This is a genomic window from Bacillus sp. FJAT-27225 (assembly GCF_001685025.1).
GTDB lineage: Bacteria > Bacillota > Bacilli > Bacillales > Cytobacillaceae > Bacillus_D.
Genome location: NZ_MAYU01000001.1, coordinates 814,649 through 831,569 on the forward strand (window position 1 = coordinate 814,649; position 16,921 = coordinate 831,569).

General features: G+C 42.3%; 13 protein-coding genes and 3 pseudogenes. 3 read left to right on the top strand and 13 right to left on the bottom strand.

From position 1 onward, the window contains the following. Window positions 1–392: 392 nt before the first annotated feature. The 7 genes from A8F94_RS04195 to A8F94_RS04225 all read right to left on the bottom strand — a co-directional run bounded on the left by A8F94_RS04195 (window position 393) and on the right by A8F94_RS04225 (window position 5,534). Window positions 393–1,157 (bottom strand): cytochrome c, encoded by a 765-nt coding sequence (locus A8F94_RS04195; protein WP_254660779.1) that lies wholly within the window; start codon window positions 1,155–1,157, stop codon window positions 393–395. 48 nt (window positions 1,158–1,205) lie between these two features. After that, on the bottom strand, window positions 1,206–1,877 hold the full coding sequence (locus A8F94_RS04200) for a response regulator (RefSeq protein ID WP_066196030.1): 672 nt from the start codon (window positions 1,875–1,877) through the stop codon (window positions 1,206–1,208). Window positions 1,878–2,277: 400 nt separating this feature from the next. Next, a complete protein-coding gene (locus A8F94_RS04205) occupies window positions 2,278–2,742 on the bottom strand; it encodes a DUF6803 family protein (protein ID WP_066196034.1) in 465 nt (154 codons plus the stop codon). A 147-nt stretch (window positions 2,743–2,889) separates the two neighbouring features. Next, window positions 2,890–3,447: an elongation factor P gene (gene efp / locus A8F94_RS04210; RefSeq protein WP_066196036.1), complete on the bottom strand. Its 558-nt coding sequence runs from the start codon at window positions 3,445–3,447 to the stop codon at window positions 2,890–2,892. Between the two features lie 21 nt (window positions 3,448–3,468). Further along, a complete protein-coding gene (locus A8F94_RS04215) occupies window positions 3,469–4,530 on the bottom strand; it encodes a M24 family metallopeptidase (protein ID WP_066196039.1) in 1,062 nt (353 codons plus the stop codon). Between the two features lie 16 nt (window positions 4,531–4,546). Beyond that, window positions 4,547–4,981: a type II 3-dehydroquinate dehydratase gene (gene aroQ, locus A8F94_RS04220; protein ID WP_066196041.1), complete on the bottom strand. Its 435-nt coding sequence runs from the start codon at window positions 4,979–4,981 to the stop codon at window positions 4,547–4,549. A 79-nt stretch (window positions 4,982–5,060) separates the two neighbouring features. After that, on the bottom strand, window positions 5,061–5,534 hold the full coding sequence (locus tag A8F94_RS04225) for a YqhR family membrane protein (protein ID WP_066196043.1): 474 nt from the start codon (window positions 5,532–5,534) through the stop codon (window positions 5,061–5,063). A gap of 182 nt (window positions 5,535–5,716) precedes the next feature. Here A8F94_RS04225 and A8F94_RS04230 point away from each other — a divergent pair, with 182 nt between their 5' ends. Continuing rightward, window positions 5,717–6,664 carry a DUF1385 domain-containing protein gene (locus tag A8F94_RS04230; RefSeq protein ID WP_066196046.1) on the top strand — a complete coding sequence of 316 codons (948 nt, stop codon included), beginning with the start codon at window positions 5,717–5,719 and terminating at the stop codon, window positions 6,662–6,664. Between the two features lie 66 nt (window positions 6,665–6,730). Then, window positions 6,731–7,105 carry an SA1362 family protein gene (locus A8F94_RS04235; protein WP_066196049.1) on the top strand — a complete coding sequence of 125 codons (375 nt, stop codon included), beginning with the start codon at window positions 6,731–6,733 and terminating at the stop codon, window positions 7,103–7,105. Window positions 7,106–7,411: 306 nt separating this feature from the next. On the opposite strand, the gene A8F94_RS04240 is transcribed toward A8F94_RS04235, so the two are convergent. Then, window positions 7,412–8,296 carry a patatin-like phospholipase family protein gene (locus A8F94_RS04240; protein ID WP_066196052.1) on the bottom strand — a complete coding sequence of 295 codons (885 nt, stop codon included), beginning with the start codon at window positions 8,294–8,296 and terminating at the stop codon, window positions 7,412–7,414. A gap of 90 nt (window positions 8,297–8,386) precedes the next feature. Next, window positions 8,387–9,412: a spore photoproduct lyase gene (gene splB / locus A8F94_RS04245; protein WP_066196055.1), complete on the bottom strand. Its 1,026-nt coding sequence runs from the start codon at window positions 9,410–9,412 to the stop codon at window positions 8,387–8,389. A 503-nt stretch (window positions 9,413–9,915) separates the two neighbouring features. Between splB and A8F94_RS04250 the strand changes: the two genes are divergently transcribed. Further along, window positions 9,916–11,691 carry a hypothetical protein gene (locus tag A8F94_RS04250; RefSeq protein WP_066196058.1) on the top strand — a complete coding sequence of 592 codons (1,776 nt, stop codon included), beginning with the start codon at window positions 9,916–9,918 and terminating at the stop codon, window positions 11,689–11,691. A gap of 289 nt (window positions 11,692–11,980) precedes the next feature. Here the strand turns inward: A8F94_RS04250 and A8F94_RS04255 are convergent. The 4 genes and pseudogenes from A8F94_RS04255 to A8F94_RS04275 all read right to left on the bottom strand — a co-directional run. Continuing rightward, window positions 11,981–12,589 (bottom strand): annotated as a pseudogene (locus A8F94_RS04255) (vitamin B12-dependent ribonucleotide reductase); the annotation flags it as partial. A gap of 340 nt (window positions 12,590–12,929) precedes the next feature. After that, a pseudogene (locus A8F94_RS04265) lies at window positions 12,930–14,084 on the bottom strand (vitamin B12-dependent ribonucleotide reductase); the annotation flags it as partial. Window positions 14,085–14,788: 704 nt separating this feature from the next. Next, window positions 14,789–15,577, bottom strand: a pseudogene (locus tag A8F94_RS04270) (ribonucleotide reductase N-terminal alpha domain-containing protein); the annotation flags it as partial. A gap of 352 nt (window positions 15,578–15,929) precedes the next feature. Further along, window positions 15,930–16,763, bottom strand: coding sequence for a lipoate--protein ligase family protein (locus A8F94_RS04275; RefSeq protein WP_302621288.1), 834 nt, complete (start codon window positions 16,761–16,763; stop codon window positions 15,930–15,932). Window positions 16,764–16,921 lie beyond the last annotated feature (158 nt).

The following is a 16,921-nucleotide window of genomic DNA, read 5'->3' on the forward strand; positions in this document are numbered from 1 at the left end:
AACATTTTGTTAAAGGAAGAAAAACGTTGGGGTTTTGACATGAAAAGAACATAAATTGTTCACAATCTCCTTCTTGCATTCCTAGGAAATGAGTTTATGCATGTACAGGAAAATAGCGGAAAAATATTCATCTTTTATCCCTCTTGTGAAGTTTTTAACAATCTATCATGTTAGAAATCTGCCAATCAGTCTATTTCTAAATACTAGTTAACTTTATGTATTATGGAAAAATAACTAATCCTAATTTCCTATGTTAACTATAATGCCAATCCTTTTTTACCAGTTCATGCAGATATGAACGTTTTGTTAAACTTACCCAACCGCCAATACTTAGGATTTTTTGGATAAAAAATAACCCTGGCACCGCATTGGCGATCCAGGGTTTCTTGTATTTATTCTGTTTTCTCCAAGGACCGGATATAGGCAACTACATCCGAAATTTGCTGTTCACTTAATTGCCGGACACCTTCCAGCCCTTTTAAAGAAGGAGCCATGCGGGTACCCTCCCGGCCATATGCGATTCCGATCCACAGCTGTCTGTAGGATGTATACTTCAAGTGTTCAGGATTGGCGAGCACTGGCACTGTACCTATTTTCTTCTTGCCCGCTCCCGCTTCACCGTGGCATGTCAAACACGAACGATTATATATTTCTTCTCCGGCAACTGGATTTCCCTCAATTTTCTTTGGGACATCATCGAAATCCATTTCTTTCTTTTGCCAGCTTCTCATAAAATCAACAACGTTCTGGAGTTGTTCCTCGGACATCCTTTCACCATATGCGGGCATGGCTGCGTCAGGACGGCCATACTTAACATAGTTGTACAGATCCTTATCCGAAGCATAGCTTAGGAAAACATCGCTATTAAGAGCAGTCCCGATTTTTGCTCCTTCACCTTTCCCAGTGTCTCCATGGCAAAGCGCACATTCAGCCCGATAAATTTTCTCGCCAGCCTGAACGGATTCATAATTTTTCCCTTTAAATCCATTTGTCGATACAAATGCTGAAATCCCAATTATGACAACAAGTATATAACTGCTGATTAATAATTTTTTCTTCATAATCTGCACCTTTTCCTCGGCTTTAACCTGCCAAAATCCTTTTATTTTTGAATTACAGCTGGCACTGTCAGGTCTTTCTTCATTGTAACAATTCAATTCATATTCCCATGCTGTATTTTCAACTATTCAGTGAAGGTTTTCGGATTAAATGTGCTGCAGCCAGCCCTCATTCTTCGCATAATTTGCAGCTGTAAGGCGGTTGTTCATTTGCAGCTTTTCCATAATATTTCTAATATGGTTTTTAACCGTGTTTTCTGAAATGAACAGGGCATTGGCGATTTGGCGGTTCGTCATCCCTTTGCTCACATGGCTGAGGATTTCCTTTTCTCTTTTGGTCAAAACATTTTCCTTCTTTTGCATCCCCGCTTCATGTTCTGTTGTGTTTTGTTCAGTACTGGTATTTGCCTCTATGATTTTTTTTGCAAGAGGGCCGGAAATTATATACTCACCTCTATGGACCATGCGAATGAACATAAGCAGCTCGTCAGGGAGAAGATGTTTTGATAAATAACCTTTGGCACCGTTTTTCATGGCCTCCATCAAGCTTTCTTCATTATCGTCGGTGGCCATCATTAAAACATTGATTTCCGGTTGATCTTGTATGATTGTTTTAAGAGCGTCTATACCTCCTACTGTAGGCATATTTACGTCCATCAGAATGACATCGGGCCTCTTTTCATTCGCCAGCTCCACTGCCTCTTTGCCATCACGTGCCTCCCCGATGATTTTCAAAGAGCTGTCTTCACTTATAATACTTTCAAGGCCTTTCAGAAACATATAATGGTCATCGACAATCAAAACATTAATTTTCTCCATTAGACTTCAAGCCTCCCAAACTCCCGTAGCGGTAACCGACCGTACGGCTTTTTTTATAGTAATATTGAGGATATATCCCACTTAATTACTAGTGATTACCTTTATTTTAGTCCCCTTATATCCTACTGACTAGTTACCTGGGAGGATGTTAATAAAACGTTCAAATTTCAAGGAGGCTATCTTCACAATATCTTCATAAGTTTATGCTTATTAGTGTAAATTCCTTTGTTAAATGACTCTGTTGGCTTCCGCTCCATTTAGGGTTTCACACGCGTAGGCACCGGACCTAGACGTAGGTAGGCCAATAAAAAAAGTTATCCACAGTCGCGAAATTTATAATATCTCTGTCCCCTAAAAAAACAGCTGCCGGTTATCCGACAGCTGTTTTGGCCATTACATATTACTCATGTCGTGCATATTGTGGCATGCCGAAAATCATGGCAACATGGGCAACTACTAGGAAAAGGCCTACATAAAACACATGAACCTTCATTTTCTGTTGCTCTGGCTTGTTTTTCATTACCAGCCCCATGTCAATCAGGGTCATTCCCAAAAGCGGTACAATCCCCAGGAGGTAGAATGTCACTGCGGTAAAATCAATCCAGCCGTGCCAGCCGCCGGATAGTGTTAACGGAATCCATGCTGTCTGCATTAAATAAATGAAAATACCTGTAAAATAGATGCCTGCAAAAATGCTGGTAATCTTGTTCACCTTCCGCATTTTCCCGTTAAAGTTACGTGTAAATAAGATGCCCAGCTCTGTAATAGCAATGGTTTCAGCCGCTATTACGACCACCGCCATAAAAATAATCAGGTTCCAAGGCTGATTGTCTGCCAGCAAACCCATATAATGCGTCATGTTCATGATAATCTGCTCCTTTTGTTGGGGTGATTATTATGTAAAAAATAAATGTGCAGAATTTAAGCAGAAATCATGTAGAAATTGTTAACATAGAAAAAACCCGGTCTGCATGGCAGATCCGGGTTCTGTAATAAAATGTTATCAGAAAAATTATGCGCGTGAAACGTAAGAAGCATCCGATGTATTGATAATCAGGCGGTCACCCTGGTTAACAAAGAATGGAACGTGTACAACTAGTCCGGTTTCAAGTGTTGCAGGCTTTGAACCTCCTGATGCAGTATCACCTTTGATTCCTGGCTCCGTTTCAGTAACTTCAAGCTCGACTGTATTTGGAAGGTCGACACCAAGCGTCTCACCTTGATACATCATTATTGAAACTTCCATGTTTTCCTTAAGGAACTTCAGCTCATACTCGATAACACTTGCAGGCAATTCAATTTGCTCATAGGATTCGTTATCCATAAAGATATGCTGGTCACCGCTTGCATAAAGGTATTGCATCCTGCGGTTATCAATTTGGGCCTTTGCAACTTTTTCACCGGCACGGAATGTCTTTTCATTCACATTACCCGTACGAAGGTTGCGGAGCTTCGAGCGGACAAACGCAGCTCCCTTTCCTGGTTTAACGTGCTGGAAATCCATAACACGCCAAATGCCGCCGTCTACCTCAATGGTAAGTCCTGTACGGAAGTCGTTAACTGAAATCATGTGTGTTCCTCCTATTTCCTTTTAAAGAATAATCAGTTCCTTTGTTGAGTGGGTAAGCTTTTCGTTTTTATCCAGTGTGATTACGGTATCATCTTCAATCCGGACACCGCCAAGCCCAGGGATATAAATGCCTGGCTCAACTGTTACAACCATGCCCGGCTCCAGTACAGTATCAGATTGAGACGACAATCTTGGGCCTTCATGAATCTCAAGGCCAATGCCATGTCCAGTCGAATGGCCAAAATACTCCCCGTATCCTTTTTCAGTTATGAAATTACGGGTAAGTGCATCAGCTTCCTTCCCTGTCATGCCTGGCTTAATTCCTGCAAGCCCGCGCAGCTGGGCTTCAAGGACGATATCATAAATTTCCTTAAGCTTTTGGTCTGGAGTTCCGACAGAAATAGTCCTGGTTATATCTGATACATACCCATTATAATACGCACCAAAATCCAACGTTACAAAATCCCCGGTTTCAATCACTTTCTCACTTGCCACTCCGTGCGGCAATGCAGAACGGTATCCTGAAGCAACAATTGTATCAAAAGACGAAGATGTTGCACCCGCTTTGCGCATAAAGAATTCTAGCTCATTTGAAACTTCCAATTCTGTCCTGCCCGGGCGAATGTATTCAAGGATATGTGTAAAGGCCGCATCCGCAATAGCCCCAGCTTCCTTTAATATCTTAATCTCTGCATCGGTCTTTATCAAGCGCAACTTTTCTACTGCACCTTCAACTGGCACGAGCTCGCCCTCAAATTTAGCCTCATACGTTTTATATACTCCATATGTAACATGGTCCTGTTCAAAACCGAGCCTTTTGATTCCAAGCTGCCTGGCCTGAAGCGCCACTTCTTCCTGCATTGTCCCATTATGACGGATAATCTCGAAACCGACACATTGCTTGGCTGCTTGTTCCGTGTACCTGAAATCAGTAATGAAAAGCGCTTTGTCCGCACTAATTAGAACTGTTCCAGCTGTTCCGGTAAAATTGGACATATACCTTCGGTTGAAATCGCTTGTAATTAGCATCCCGTCGATGCCGAGCTTCGAGAACTCATTCCTTAACTTTTCTAGTTTACTCATTCCAATTCCTCTCCTTTTAGCTGTTCATTAGGGCGTAAAAAGCCAGTTCATACCCTTTTGTACCAAGGCCGCTTATTTGGCCCTTGCAGGCTGCGGCTGTAACCGATGTATGCCTGAAGTTTTCACGGGCATGAATATTCGAGATATGAACTTCGATGACCGGTACACTAATCCCTGCAATTGCGTCGCGGATGGCATAACTATAATGTGTATAAGCTCCCGGATTGAATATGATTCCCTGGCAGCGTTCTTCATCGGCATCCTGAATCCAGTCAATCAAAACCCCTTCATGATTGGATTGCCGGCAATCCACTTCGCAGCCGTTATCCAACCCTAACTTACGGATTGTTTCCTCAACAGATGCGAGTGTTTCCGCTCCGTAAATTCCAGGTTCCCGTTTACCAAGCATATTCAAGTTCGGTCCATTAAGCAGTAAAATTTTTTTACTCATCGATATTCCCCAAATCTTTATAATCTCTAATGCCAGCACTATTTACCTAAATCATTTTATCATATCGCCTCTCTTTCTCCTACCCGGATACCTCCTGTTTAGTTTGAATATTCGAGTATTCCCAGGAGATTGAATAACCAATGAATACTCCGTAAAGAAGAAACAGACACGCTGATGTCACAAGGGTATTTTTATCAAGATCGCCAAGGGGTGAAATGCCAGGGAAAATAGGATGCAGCAACAGGAAAATCAACAGGAAGATCCCAAGGCCAAACATTGCTCCCGGAATAAGCCCCTTCGCCTTTTTCAAAAACATTGAATACAGAAACGCCACTCCAATTGAAATGACAGCAATCAATAAGATTGATATAAGTGTCCCGAGCCAGCCCGTCTTCCAATCCCCTAACCCCCAGGGCTCGAGGATGACTCTCGGCGGGATTTTAGTAAAATTAAAATAGTACCCAATCTGGCCGATGAAGCTCCAGATCAGCCCTCCCCAGAACCCTGTTAATATAACCAGCATAGGAAAGTCTTTCATTTTATTGGAATCCATTTTTACTTCTCCTTTGTAATTAATCGTTCTTTCTTAGTATGTACATCCCCAGTCTTCTCCTTCCAGCAAAAATGTTAATGGCCAATGTATAGAGCTTTTCGTATTTTTCTAGTAGAATAAAGGAAAGTACAGGCAGTATCCACTGTGAGTGCAACTCTATGAGTAGGTTGGTGTGAGATCTAATGACAACGAAAGAACCTAAACCAATATATGGCGGCCAGGCAGTTGTTGAAGGCGTCATGTTTGGCGGAAAACATCATTATGTAACAGCAGTCAGGCGCAAAGATGATACGATTGAGTATTTCAGGCTTTCCCGGACAAGCCGTCCGTTAGTATCCTTTTTTAAAAAAATTCCATTTATCCGCGGTATCGCTGCGATTATTGAAGCAAGTGCGAATGGATCCAAGCACCTCAACTTTTCGACAGAGCGATACGATATTGACCCGGAGGAAGATGAAACGATTGCCGAGCAGGAAACCTCGAAGCTCACCTTATGGCTAGGCGTTGCGGCCATCGGCGTAATTTCGTTTTTATTTGGCAAATTCCTGTTCACGCTGATACCAGTCTTCCTTGCAGAACTATTCAAGCCAATCTTCCCGGGAGATACGGCACAGGTATTAATCGAAGGGCTAATCAAACTGATTCTTTTACTTGCATATATATATTTTGTCTCGCTTACTCCTTTAATTAAGAGGGTATTTCAATATCACGGAGCGGAACATAAAGTAATCAACTGCTTTGAGAGCGGCAAGGAGCTGACTGTCGAAAATGTCCAGGCAAGTTCACGCCTTCACTACCGATGCGGCTCCAGCTTCATGCTGTTTACAGTTGTCGTCGGAGTATTCGTCTATTTACTTGTTCCAACCGATCCGCTCTGGGTCCGTGTCCTGAACAGGCTGGCGCTTATTCCAGTTGTACTCGGCATTTCCTTTGAAGTTCTTCAGTTCACTAACAAACTGCGGGATGTCCCGGTTCTTCGCTTTCTTGGTTATCCAGGCCTCTGGCTCCAATTGCTGACAACCAAGGAACCTGACAACAGCCAAGTAGAAGTTGCCATACTTTCATTTAATGAACTGCTTAAGCTGGAAAAAGAAACAGAAGATAAGGCACTTCAGGACGAAATTGTATAAAATAATAAGTATAGAAGTTTAAAATTGGGGAAACTTGCTTAAGATGCTCTTAGGGAGGTGGCTATCTTGCACAAACGTAAATCAGTATTCTTTATAGGCTTTCTTATCTTTTTCGCGGTCATCGGCTTAATAGGGACGTTACTTAAAGACCCAGCCGCTTTCATACAAAATATTGTGATCGCAGTCCTGATCGGTTTGGTTATTTTTTATATTTACCGCCGAATCACGAGCGCCAATCCTGCTAAAAAAGAGCAACGGGCATTCCTCAAAGCTGCCAGACAGTCAAAGAAACGAAAAGGGAACCGCACCACCCATGCTCAAGGAAAAAACGCATTCCATGGGACGCTCGCATCCTTGAAACGCCCCAAAAAGAAAGCACAGGCACATTTGACAGTAATTGAAGGAAAAAAAGGCAAGAAAAAAGACCGGGCCACCTTTTAGGGAAGTCCGGTTTTATTTTTTTATAGGTTCTGTTATAACTGAACGTTGATTTCACGTTGTTTGAAAAATAAACGGAAAAATTCCAGCTAAATTGGGAAATAGCCGTATTTCCTGAAAAATAAGGGATGTTTTTCCGGTTATTATGATTCAGTTCATTAGATTTTGTCTTATTAAGAGCAGTTAATCGGAAAATCTCCGCTTATATCTGCTTCATAAGCTGCCTCCATATACATTAGCCGGAAATTCTCCGCCTATGAATTCTCATACCCACAAAAAACAAACAATAACAGAGCCTTATAATTGGATTCAGTAGCTCCATTTCCTGAAAAAGGCCTCTGCACAATCCCTTCCATGTTTAACTAGCAATTCTTTCTTTTCTTCAGTCAGTTGAAACTCGGTTGCCACTACTCCTGCAGTAGGTATGAAGATGATGTTCCTTGCATGTTTGCGGGTAATATAGCGGGCATCATGGGCATCCTTCATCGTTTCAAAAAGGGCTTCAAACAATTGAATCGCATTTTTTATTTTGTGTTTTGGATGATTTTCAGGGTCATGGCTAAGTTTAATACCAAGTACGGGCCTGACCTTCTTCACGTTCTCCCTGTCAAACAGCCACATCGGAAAATTACTCAGAACCCCGCCATCCACTAAAATATTCGTACCGCTTGCATCAACAAGCTTTACAGGTTCAAAGAAATAAGGGATACTGCAGCTCATCCTGACTGCTTTTGCAATAGAAAATGAACCAGGGGAAAGGCCATATTTGGGAAGGTCATCCGGCAAAATAACCATCCTCCCGTTGGATAGGTCTGATGCGACAATCCTTAATGATTCAGGAGGCAGATCGGCAAACGTCCTTAAACCTTTTTGGGCAAGCTTTTCAGCAATCCAGGCTTCAAGCGCATCACCTTTATAAAGACCCATCTTCCAGTAGAGTAGCAGCCATTTCGTAACAGGGGTGGGAATAAGTAATTTTCGAGAATCGAGCAGCTTTTCTAAATTCAGTTCATCGAGGAGGCCGCGCATTTCAACGCTTGAATAACCTGCCGCGATTAGGCTGGCAACAATTGAGCCCGCGCTCGTCCCCGCAACCCGGCAGAACCTGAAACCCCGCCTTTCAACTGCCTCACATGCACCAATCAGAGCGAAGCCTTTTATTCCACCACCGGAAAAAACACCGTCTATTAGCATGGAAGCCACTCCCGTCGATGTATTCACTCCTACATCTTTAAGCGGCTTCGTTGCAAAATAGTACGGTGGACAAATTGAAAATTTCCTTTTTTAGGTGAAATATTGTATTTCTGCATTTGGGAAGTAATCGCTGATATAGCCCCTGATGGTTGACTCCAGTTTGGCGGCTTCCTCAGTTGGGTAGACATATTTCCCGATCCCATACCTGCCCCATTTGTATTTCCGTTTCTCTTCATTCATTTCAAGCTTTGTTTTAGGATATCGTTTCATGATGACATTTTTGGCAGGCTTCGTGAATCGATGCTGAATCATTTCAAATGAAAGGTCTTTTATTTCAACACCGTCTAGAGCAGCTTTCAACCTTTCAAATAATTCATGGTAGCCCTTCTCCCAGTCCTCATGCATATAGATAGGAGCAACGATAAAGCCGAGCGGATATCCGGCGCCGGCAACCTTCCTTGCTGCTTCAAGCCTTTCATCGAAAGAAGAGGTTCCTGGTTCGAAGTTTTTAATAACATACCGGGAATTGACACTAAATCTGAATCTGGTTTTTCCATTATGCTTGGCATCCAGGAGATGGTCGACATGCTGATACTTGGTCACGAATCTAAGTTGTCCGTATTCTGACTGTCCAATGAATTCAATCGCTTTTTTTAATGAATGCGTCAAATGGTCAATACCGACAATATCAGATGTACAGGCAGCCTCAAAACGGGTAATTTCCGGGGCTCGTTCATCCATGTATTTTTGAGCTTGTTCAAAAATCTCGTCAATATTTACATACGTTCGGATATACGGCTTTGAACCCAGGGTGGTTTGCAGGTAACAATAGTGGCAATGGCCCATACAGCCTGTTGCCAGCGGGATTGCGTATTCGGCAGACGGTTTGGATGTGTCGAATTTCAGAGTCCTGCGCACACCGACAACCAATGTTGACTTAGCATTACGGTACTTTTGGAGTTCATTCTCACCTGGTATGCCCCTTACCTGGTTATGTGATGTTGTTTCCTTGATTTCAAGCCCCATGGCTTCGAACTTTTCTTTCAACTCCCTGCCGAGCGGGTATTCTAACGCCTGTGGTTCGATATATACTATTTGCGGCATAAATGGCTTCATGTTCATCCCTCTTTTTGCAAAAAGTCTTGCTAGTAGTATCAGCAAAAAAGAAATAATGAACAGAAAAAGGGACGGAAAATTTTTTCCATTATAGTTTTTGTATAAACCCTTAGGCAACAACACTTTCAATAAAATTAGGTGGTTGGTGTCACGCAAAAGTCAAAGTTTGGTTATGTTATACCAAAAATGCTTCAATAATATCCGAAAATATAATTCTCTTCATACTTCCTTCTTTTCTTTCTAGGTATAGAACTTAATTTATCGAGTTTAAGTATAACTTCGTCTCTATCCATAAATTTCCCTCAAATCAAAATAAGCAGAATCCATTTATCAAGTTTCAACCCAATCTAAATGCATTTTAAGGCGTGTTTATTTATCCGAAAAACAATCTAATAACACCTGTAAATCAAGTACTTTTAAGGAAAAAATAAAATTACAACTTTTTACAATATTAACACATAAACCACAGTATTATTATATACGAAGTTTAAGGGGGAGAGGTATTGGAGAAACAGCTCTTGGCTTTATTTATAACTATACTGTTAATTGCATCTGGCTGCTCACAAAAGGAAGAAGCGGAAGTCGTGAAAGCGGAACCTGTAGAAAACAATACAGAGTACAAAGTAGAGGAAATCGACAACATCGAATTGATGGGAAGGACAGGCGTGACGATCGGGTATCATGATTCGGGACGCGCACAGGACTTTTATACGATTATCACTAGGGACCTCGACATGGTGTCATTCTGGACGACTGGTCTGAAATTCCCCGATGACCATCCTGTACATCTCGTTTTCCATGAACAGTTCATGATTCAAAACGGAGATGACGGATTTGAAGGAAGCATTCAGTTGGCTAAGAACTATATTTACAATAATATTGTTATGGCTATTATGGATAAAGCAAAAGAGGGTTTGCAGGGCAATGCAGAGGAAAAGTTGAATAAAGACCTGCTCGCTTCTCCTGATCAGATGAGGGAAAAATTAAAAGATGAGTTGGACTATTACAATGATTTGATATCGCTTGATTTCGAACTTAGTGAGATAACGAAATATATATTGGCTAACATCATCTATTTCAGCTACTATCCCAAAAGCAAGTATAAGGACAATAGACTTTATGACACGAACGGAAATCTCATCCTGAAATACGATGACAATTATCTTCCCGGAATAGATTTACCAAGGTTCGAGTTTTCATCGGACGCAGCGTTCCTTCAGTTTGATAACGCTTCCTTTAAGCCTGGCACTGACGGAAAGGAAAGACTGAAAGATATCCAGCTTCTCACATTTGACATCTATCAGATATTAAAGGGTAAGGAAACGCAAACGAAACATGGGAACTATGCAAAGCAGGTTGTTGAATGGTACCAGAAGAAAGAAAAACACAAAAAGATAACACCGAAAGAAATGGTTGAATTGTACAAAACCATCATTGATGTTCGCGATGACTCAAAAGGGACGGAGAACTTTTACGAAAGCCTCGAGCCATTTCTCAGAATGAAGGAAGAGACATCGGGGGAAAACGGACCGCCGACAGAGCTTCTTCCGGATGTGCGGCTAAGAATTCTGGACAATAGCCTGGAGAGCGTAACGATTGAGACAATCGAACTGGCGAACGAAAGCTATAAAACCGGATTACATGTGAAATTATCGGCGATATACAATGAAAAGTCTGGACAATGGATGCTGGACGACCTAATCGTAGATGATGTTGTTGACGGAAGAACGATTGATTTCACTTGGGAAGAAGTTGAAAAATACGCAAAGCTCATGGGGCTTAATATAAAAGAGATAAAAGAAAAAAAACAGAACAATGAAACCATCTATATATTCAAAGTCACAAAGGAGCATGAACTTTTCCCGGGTCTTCCATATCTTGAGGCACATTCATCTAATGGTCTTATCACCTACAACGAGGAATACAACAGGGAAAAGGAAGATGAAGAGGAAGAGGAAGGGACGCCAGTTATCACCCTGCCTCCTGTTGTAGACAAAAGCGGGTTTAACGGCGAATACGAGAACCAGAGTGAACTAACATTTGTAACACTGCAAAACTTTAAGAATGGCAAAGCGACGGTTAGCTATGAACACTGCATGAACCAATGCAACCAAATTGTATCAATCGGACCGGTAGCCGCAACATTCGAAAACAACAAGGCAGTAATTCGAGCAGAAGATGCAGGATTCGGCAGCCCTCTCCAAGTAATTATTGAAATGAAAGACGGGAAGATCATCGTCGACAGGGGAGATAAAAAGATAGAACTTGTAAAAAGATAGATGCAAAGTTAGAAAAACGAAAAAACCCGTGGAGAATTTTTTTCTTCACGGGTTTTCTAAATAACGAGGCTTTTTATTTAGCGCTTGAATTCTTCCATCGTTCAGCATCTTGAACATACGTAATATTTCTATAGTTATCGGAAAATTAAACCAATTGTTCCTTTGCTCCTGCAAGTCTAGAAAATCAAGAAAACCTTGATATTACCTACAATTCACTGCTAATTCTAGACTCTTGAATTTTTGCGACAAAAAAAAGGGACGGAAATTTTTTCCATCCCACATTTCTTCCTTATAGACCACACTTTAATTGCGCATTGCAGTTTGTACATGTATTACAGCCGCCGATTTCCTTAACTTTTCCTTTGCGGCAGACCGGACATGTGTTGCCGATTTCCGAACCTATTGTAACATCGGTTGAACGGAGGTCGCTAATTGTATCGACAAGGACAACATGCTGTTTTTGCTTAGGTTTAACATCAAGTGTATCTTCAACAGTATTTTCTTCCGCTTTGAGTGTCAAGACCTGAGAATCACGGGAGCCGTCGACGTAGACAGTGCCGCCTTTGGCACCACCCTTGTAAAGGCGCTCGTACACTTTCTCGACCTGCTCGACACTGTAGCCTTTCGGCGCGTTAACCGTCTTGGAAATTGAGCTGTCGATCCAGCGCTGGATGACGCACTGCACATCAGCATGTGCTTCAGGTGCAAGCTCCATCGCCGCCACGAAAAAGCTTGGCAGGTTGTCCGGATCTGCTTCAGGATTCTTTTCCAAATACTCGGCTACAATATCTGCTTTTACTTCAATAAACTTCCCTAAACGTCCACTTCTAAAATATGAGAAGGAGAAGTATGGTTCAAGTCCTGTTGATACACCTACCATCGTACCTGTGGATCCTGTCTCTTTTATTCATATAAAGACGCTACTCTTTATACCGCTTTATAAGCTGCTTGTGCTTTCACACAAGGATAGACTATATCAAACACTCGGGTGAGTGCCCTCCTATTTCCCACGCCAATAGCTTGCGCGGTACGAGCTGCCGCTCTAGTCGTTGAAGCTTTTATCTTGTTACTGCTAAATAAGATAACTTGCCTGCTGATTGCCCATTGTAATATCTGTTTCATTTTCAAACCATCACGCTTATTGTCACCAATTACGTTGTGGTTGAAACAGCTTTAGGGTTTCCCAGCAATTAAAGAGGTTTCGATTATGTGTCACCACATAAAAGCCCAAATTATTTAGGTGCAACAGTTAGTAGGTGTGAGTTGCGAATTCCATTTTTAAGAATCGCTGTTCTTACATGATCAGGCATTCTCTTCATAAATCCAGTTTCGGTAAAAGCTTTCCTTAAACGATTTGTTTCTTCGTCAGTTTCTCCCAATAAGAATGGGAAGCTTCCCTTCTCCTTGGCAAGTTCAATGGACGTTTCATATGCAGTCACGGCAATTGTTTCAAACACCTTATCAACAAGCCTGTTTCCTTCTTCAGAACCGTACTCGGTTTCACAGTAGATCAGCAGGTCGTGCAGTCCCATTACTCCAAGGCCGACACGGCGTTCGCCGAGTGCCTGCTTTTTATTTTCTTCCAGGAAGTAAGGTGTTGAATCAATAACGTTATCCTGCATTCTTACTCCTGTAGCAACTGTCTTTTTAAGCTTTTCAAAATTGACTGTTTTGTTTTCCTTGTCTGCCATAGCTGCAAGGTTGACTGCAGCAAGGTTACAGACACTGTATGGGGCGAGGGGTTGCTCGCCACACGGGTTGGTTGCAACTACTTTTTGCCCATACGCTTGGGCGTTTGTCATGTCATTTGCATTATCGATAAAGAAGATGCCTGGCTCAGCCGAGTATGTGGCGCAAATGTTAATCAGATTCCAAAGTTCTTTTGCCTTGATTTTTCGGTATGTGCGAACCTTGTATCCCATTCTCTCCCACTCACGGACATCGCCAACTTTATGCCACTCTTCGTTGTAAATCTTCATCATTTCTTCGTCATAACTTTCGGTCGCAGGGAAACGAAGTTCATACTCTTCGTCATTTTCTACTGCTTCCATGAATTCCTTTGTCAGGGTAACGGAAATATTCGCCCCGGTCAGGAAATCAGGGTTATGGACGGTATATGTACCGCCGGTTTCAAGCTTTTCCTCCGCATCTTCGAATATCTTCTCGCTGAATCCGCCGTATCCAGGGATATGCTTGTAATTAATAATCCCCTGGTACATTGCTTTTTCCTGCTCGGTGAGCGGAGTGAATTTCAACTTGCTCTTTGCCTGCTTTTTAATCCATTCATCATTTGTATTCTCAATGAGGAACCTGAGGATTCGAGGGTTCTGCATTTTTGAAATGATGAATTCAATAATATCAGGATGCCACGTGCATACCGTTCCTTTCGGAATATTTCGCTGCATTGCAGCCGGACTAGACTATATCATCACCCTCAGCTTTATCTGTTAGGGGCCGGGCGCTTATGAGAGTTTATTGTTGGGACTCACTCTCTAGTCGTTGGACCTTCGCCATCACCTATGCCCGATGACGCTTGGCTGCAGATTGTCCAATGCTTGGCAATTTTTAGAGCATTCACGCTCGCCGTTTCCAGCCACGTTGTAGCTTGCCAGCCTCTAAGGATTTTCCTGCAATTCACCCGATTTTCTAGCCGTTCATTTTCTGAACGACGCGGACTAGTGCATCTGTTAATCCGCCAACATAATCATCTGTGCTCCACGCTTTTTTTGTTACTCGCTTCATAAGCGGGCCTGGTCATTTCTGCCAGGCTCTCATACTTTCATATGAGACCAGACTATATCATCAAAGAGATCATCTCTTTGTCTCGCGCCCCATAGGCCCGTCTCCGTGGCTTATGGTTTACTTTCACCTTGGATTCCATCCTTAACACCCTTTCGGCAATATTCCAGTAGAATCTTTAGGTGATTTCAATAGTCGTTGAACGTTCATCTCCGTTTCCAGAGATGCTTCGCTGCTGATTGCCCAATCCTTATCATTTTCGAACCATCACGCTCACCGTCGCCAGTCACGTTGTGGTTGATAAGGCTCTAAGGGTGTTCCAGCAATTCACGAGATTTTACTCCCGCCATGGATATTAACGGGAACCGCCCTGCTCAACAAGATGTGTCAGCTTGGCGATGTCATCCAGCCACGATACCGAACCGGACGATTTACCATTTACGCCTCTTGCAAGTGTTGCTCGAGGACGCAATGTTGAACCATTCGTTCCAACACCGCCGCCGCGGCTCATGATTTCCATCACCTTTTTACGATGGTCGGAAATGCCTTCACGCGAATCCTGTACAAATGGCATCACGTAGCAGTTGAAGAACGTAACATCTGTTCCTGCACCCGCACCGTATAGGACTCGTCCAGCCGGAATGAAGTTCATGCTCACAAGCTCTTCGTAGAACTTATTGAACCACTCAAGCCTTTTCTCCTCTGTCTTCTCCGCCTGTGCAAGGCCTGTCGCATTTCTCAGTGCAATCTGCTCGTAGAAAATTTCAAGAGGCTTCTCAATCACATCAAGTGAACGGATGATGACACCGGACTTTACTTCTTCCGGAGTATCAAGCACACCCCTGAACTCCTCCTCGACCTGCACCTGGGCCATCTTTTTTTCCCAGTCAATCTCAAGAATGTAGCCAAGCCCCCTGGCCGGGAACTTCGGGTCCTCCTTGACCGTCAATACAACGAAATCACCTTTTGTCAAAGTAAGCTTTTCAGTGTCCTTAAACGTGTATCGGTCAAGCATGACAAGCCGGGATACACCTTTGTGAGTAATTTGCATATCCGGGGTAACAGGATGTACCTGAGGGAACAACCGGATATCTTCATTGAGCCGATCAAAATCAATATTTAGTTTTTTTCTTAGTGCAACAGACATGACCACATCTCCTTCTCCAATGATACAAAACCGCTTTGTCGAAATCTGTGTTGTTATGCTAGATATCTAGTTGATTTTTTGAATACCCTAAAACTATCATCTAAAACCCAAAAAATCAACATATTGTGCTTAATATTTTTTCGACACTACTACATATTGTGTAAAAGGCAAAAGAAAAAAATTTGTCAAAAACAGAATCACTTAAAAAATAGAGGAAACAAGAGATATTGCAGGAATTTCTACAGCAGATTATTAATTTTGACAAAATTCGAAGGTTGCTTGAAAATAAAGTAATTCAATAAAGAACAGGAATCATTTTCCAAAATAGAGAAAAGAGCGGGAGTTCCGCTCTTTATCGTTTATAGTTCCATTTATCGTTCTCATAAACGTCCGCTGCCAGTTTTTTTACATAGTCTACTTGCTCACTAGTCAGTTGATACGGAACTAAATCGATTTCCAGCCCTTTTTCAAAACCTTTATGAAAAGCAGCCTTCGCTTCGTCAATGTCTATTCTGCGCGGACTGATTTCGTTGATCGGGACTGCCTTGTCCTTGAAAGCAGCCTTCATTCGTTCCTTTACACGCTCACTTGAATAGTTGAACAGGCTGAACAGCTTATCCTCATCAAGGTCCAACAGAATCGAGCCGTGCTGGAGGATGACACCCTTTTGGCGCGTCTGCGCACTTCCAGCAACCTTTCGTCCTTCGACTACAAGCTCATACCAGCTTGGAGCATCAAAGCATACTGAGGAACGAGGGTTTTTTAGCGCACTTTTTTCTTCATCTGTTTTAGGCACAGCAAAATAGGCTTCCAATCCAAGGTTCTGAAATCCTTGTAAAATTCCTTCTGAGATAACCCTATAGGCTTCAGTTACCGACTGCGGCATTTTTGGATGCTCCTCCGAAACGATGACACTGTATGTAAGTTCATGCTCATGCAGGACACCCCGCCCGCCAGTGGGTCTTCTAACAAAGCCGAGGCCAAGGTTTTTGACTTCCTCCAAGTTGATCTCTTTTTCGACCTTTTGGAAGTAACCTATCGACAATGTAGCTGGATTCCAACCGTAAAATCTTACGACAGGAGGAATTTTGCCTTCACTGTGCCAATTAAGCAGAGCCTCATCAAGCGCCATGTTAAAGGAAGGAGAACAATTCCCCGAATCTATAAAATACCATTGTTCTTTCATAAGAAAAACTCCCTGCTCGCTAATGCGTTTCATATCATGAGGTTAAGTCTAGCAAAAAGAGAGTTGTTTTCAAAGCCAGACGAACCGTCTATTTCTGCTTCGATAAAAGAATTTTGGCAATTCCCTTTACTCATTCGACAGTTGGCTTATATAATTAT

What these genes read in the sequence shown, in the direction of transcription:
- A8F94_RS04200 (WP_066196030.1), bottom strand. Translation starts at nt 1,877, where the DNA reads ATGGAGAAAATTAATGTTTTGATTGTCGATGACCATTATATGTTTCTG.
- A8F94_RS04205 (WP_066196034.1), bottom strand. Translation starts at nt 2,742, where the DNA reads ATGAACATGACGCATTATATGGGTTTGCTGGCAGACAATCAGCCTTGG.
- efp (WP_066196036.1), bottom strand. Translation starts at nt 3,447, where the DNA reads ATGATTTCAGTTAACGACTTCCGTACAGGACTTACCATTGAGGTAGAC.
- A8F94_RS04215 (WP_066196039.1), bottom strand. Translation starts at nt 4,530, where the DNA reads ATGAGTAAACTAGAAAAGTTAAGGAATGAGTTCTCGAAGCTCGGCATC.
- aroQ (WP_066196041.1), bottom strand. Translation starts at nt 4,981, where the DNA reads ATGAGTAAAAAAATTTTACTGCTTAATGGACCGAACTTGAATATGCTT.
- A8F94_RS04225 (WP_066196043.1), bottom strand. Translation starts at nt 5,534, where the DNA reads ATGGATTCCAATAAAATGAAAGACTTTCCTATGCTGGTTATATTAACA.
- A8F94_RS04230 (WP_066196046.1), top strand. Translation starts at nt 5,717, where the DNA reads ATGACAACGAAAGAACCTAAACCAATATATGGCGGCCAGGCAGTTGTT.
- A8F94_RS04240 (WP_066196052.1), bottom strand. Translation starts at nt 8,296, where the DNA reads ATGCTAATAGACGGTGTTTTTTCCGGTGGTGGAATAAAAGGCTTCGCT.
- splB (WP_066196055.1), bottom strand. Translation starts at nt 9,412, where the DNA reads ATGAAGCCATTTATGCCGCAAATAGTATATATCGAACCACAGGCGTTA.
- A8F94_RS04275 (WP_302621288.1), bottom strand. Translation starts at nt 16,763, where the DNA reads ATGAAAGAACAATGGTATTTTATAGATTCGGGGAATTGTTCTCCTTCC.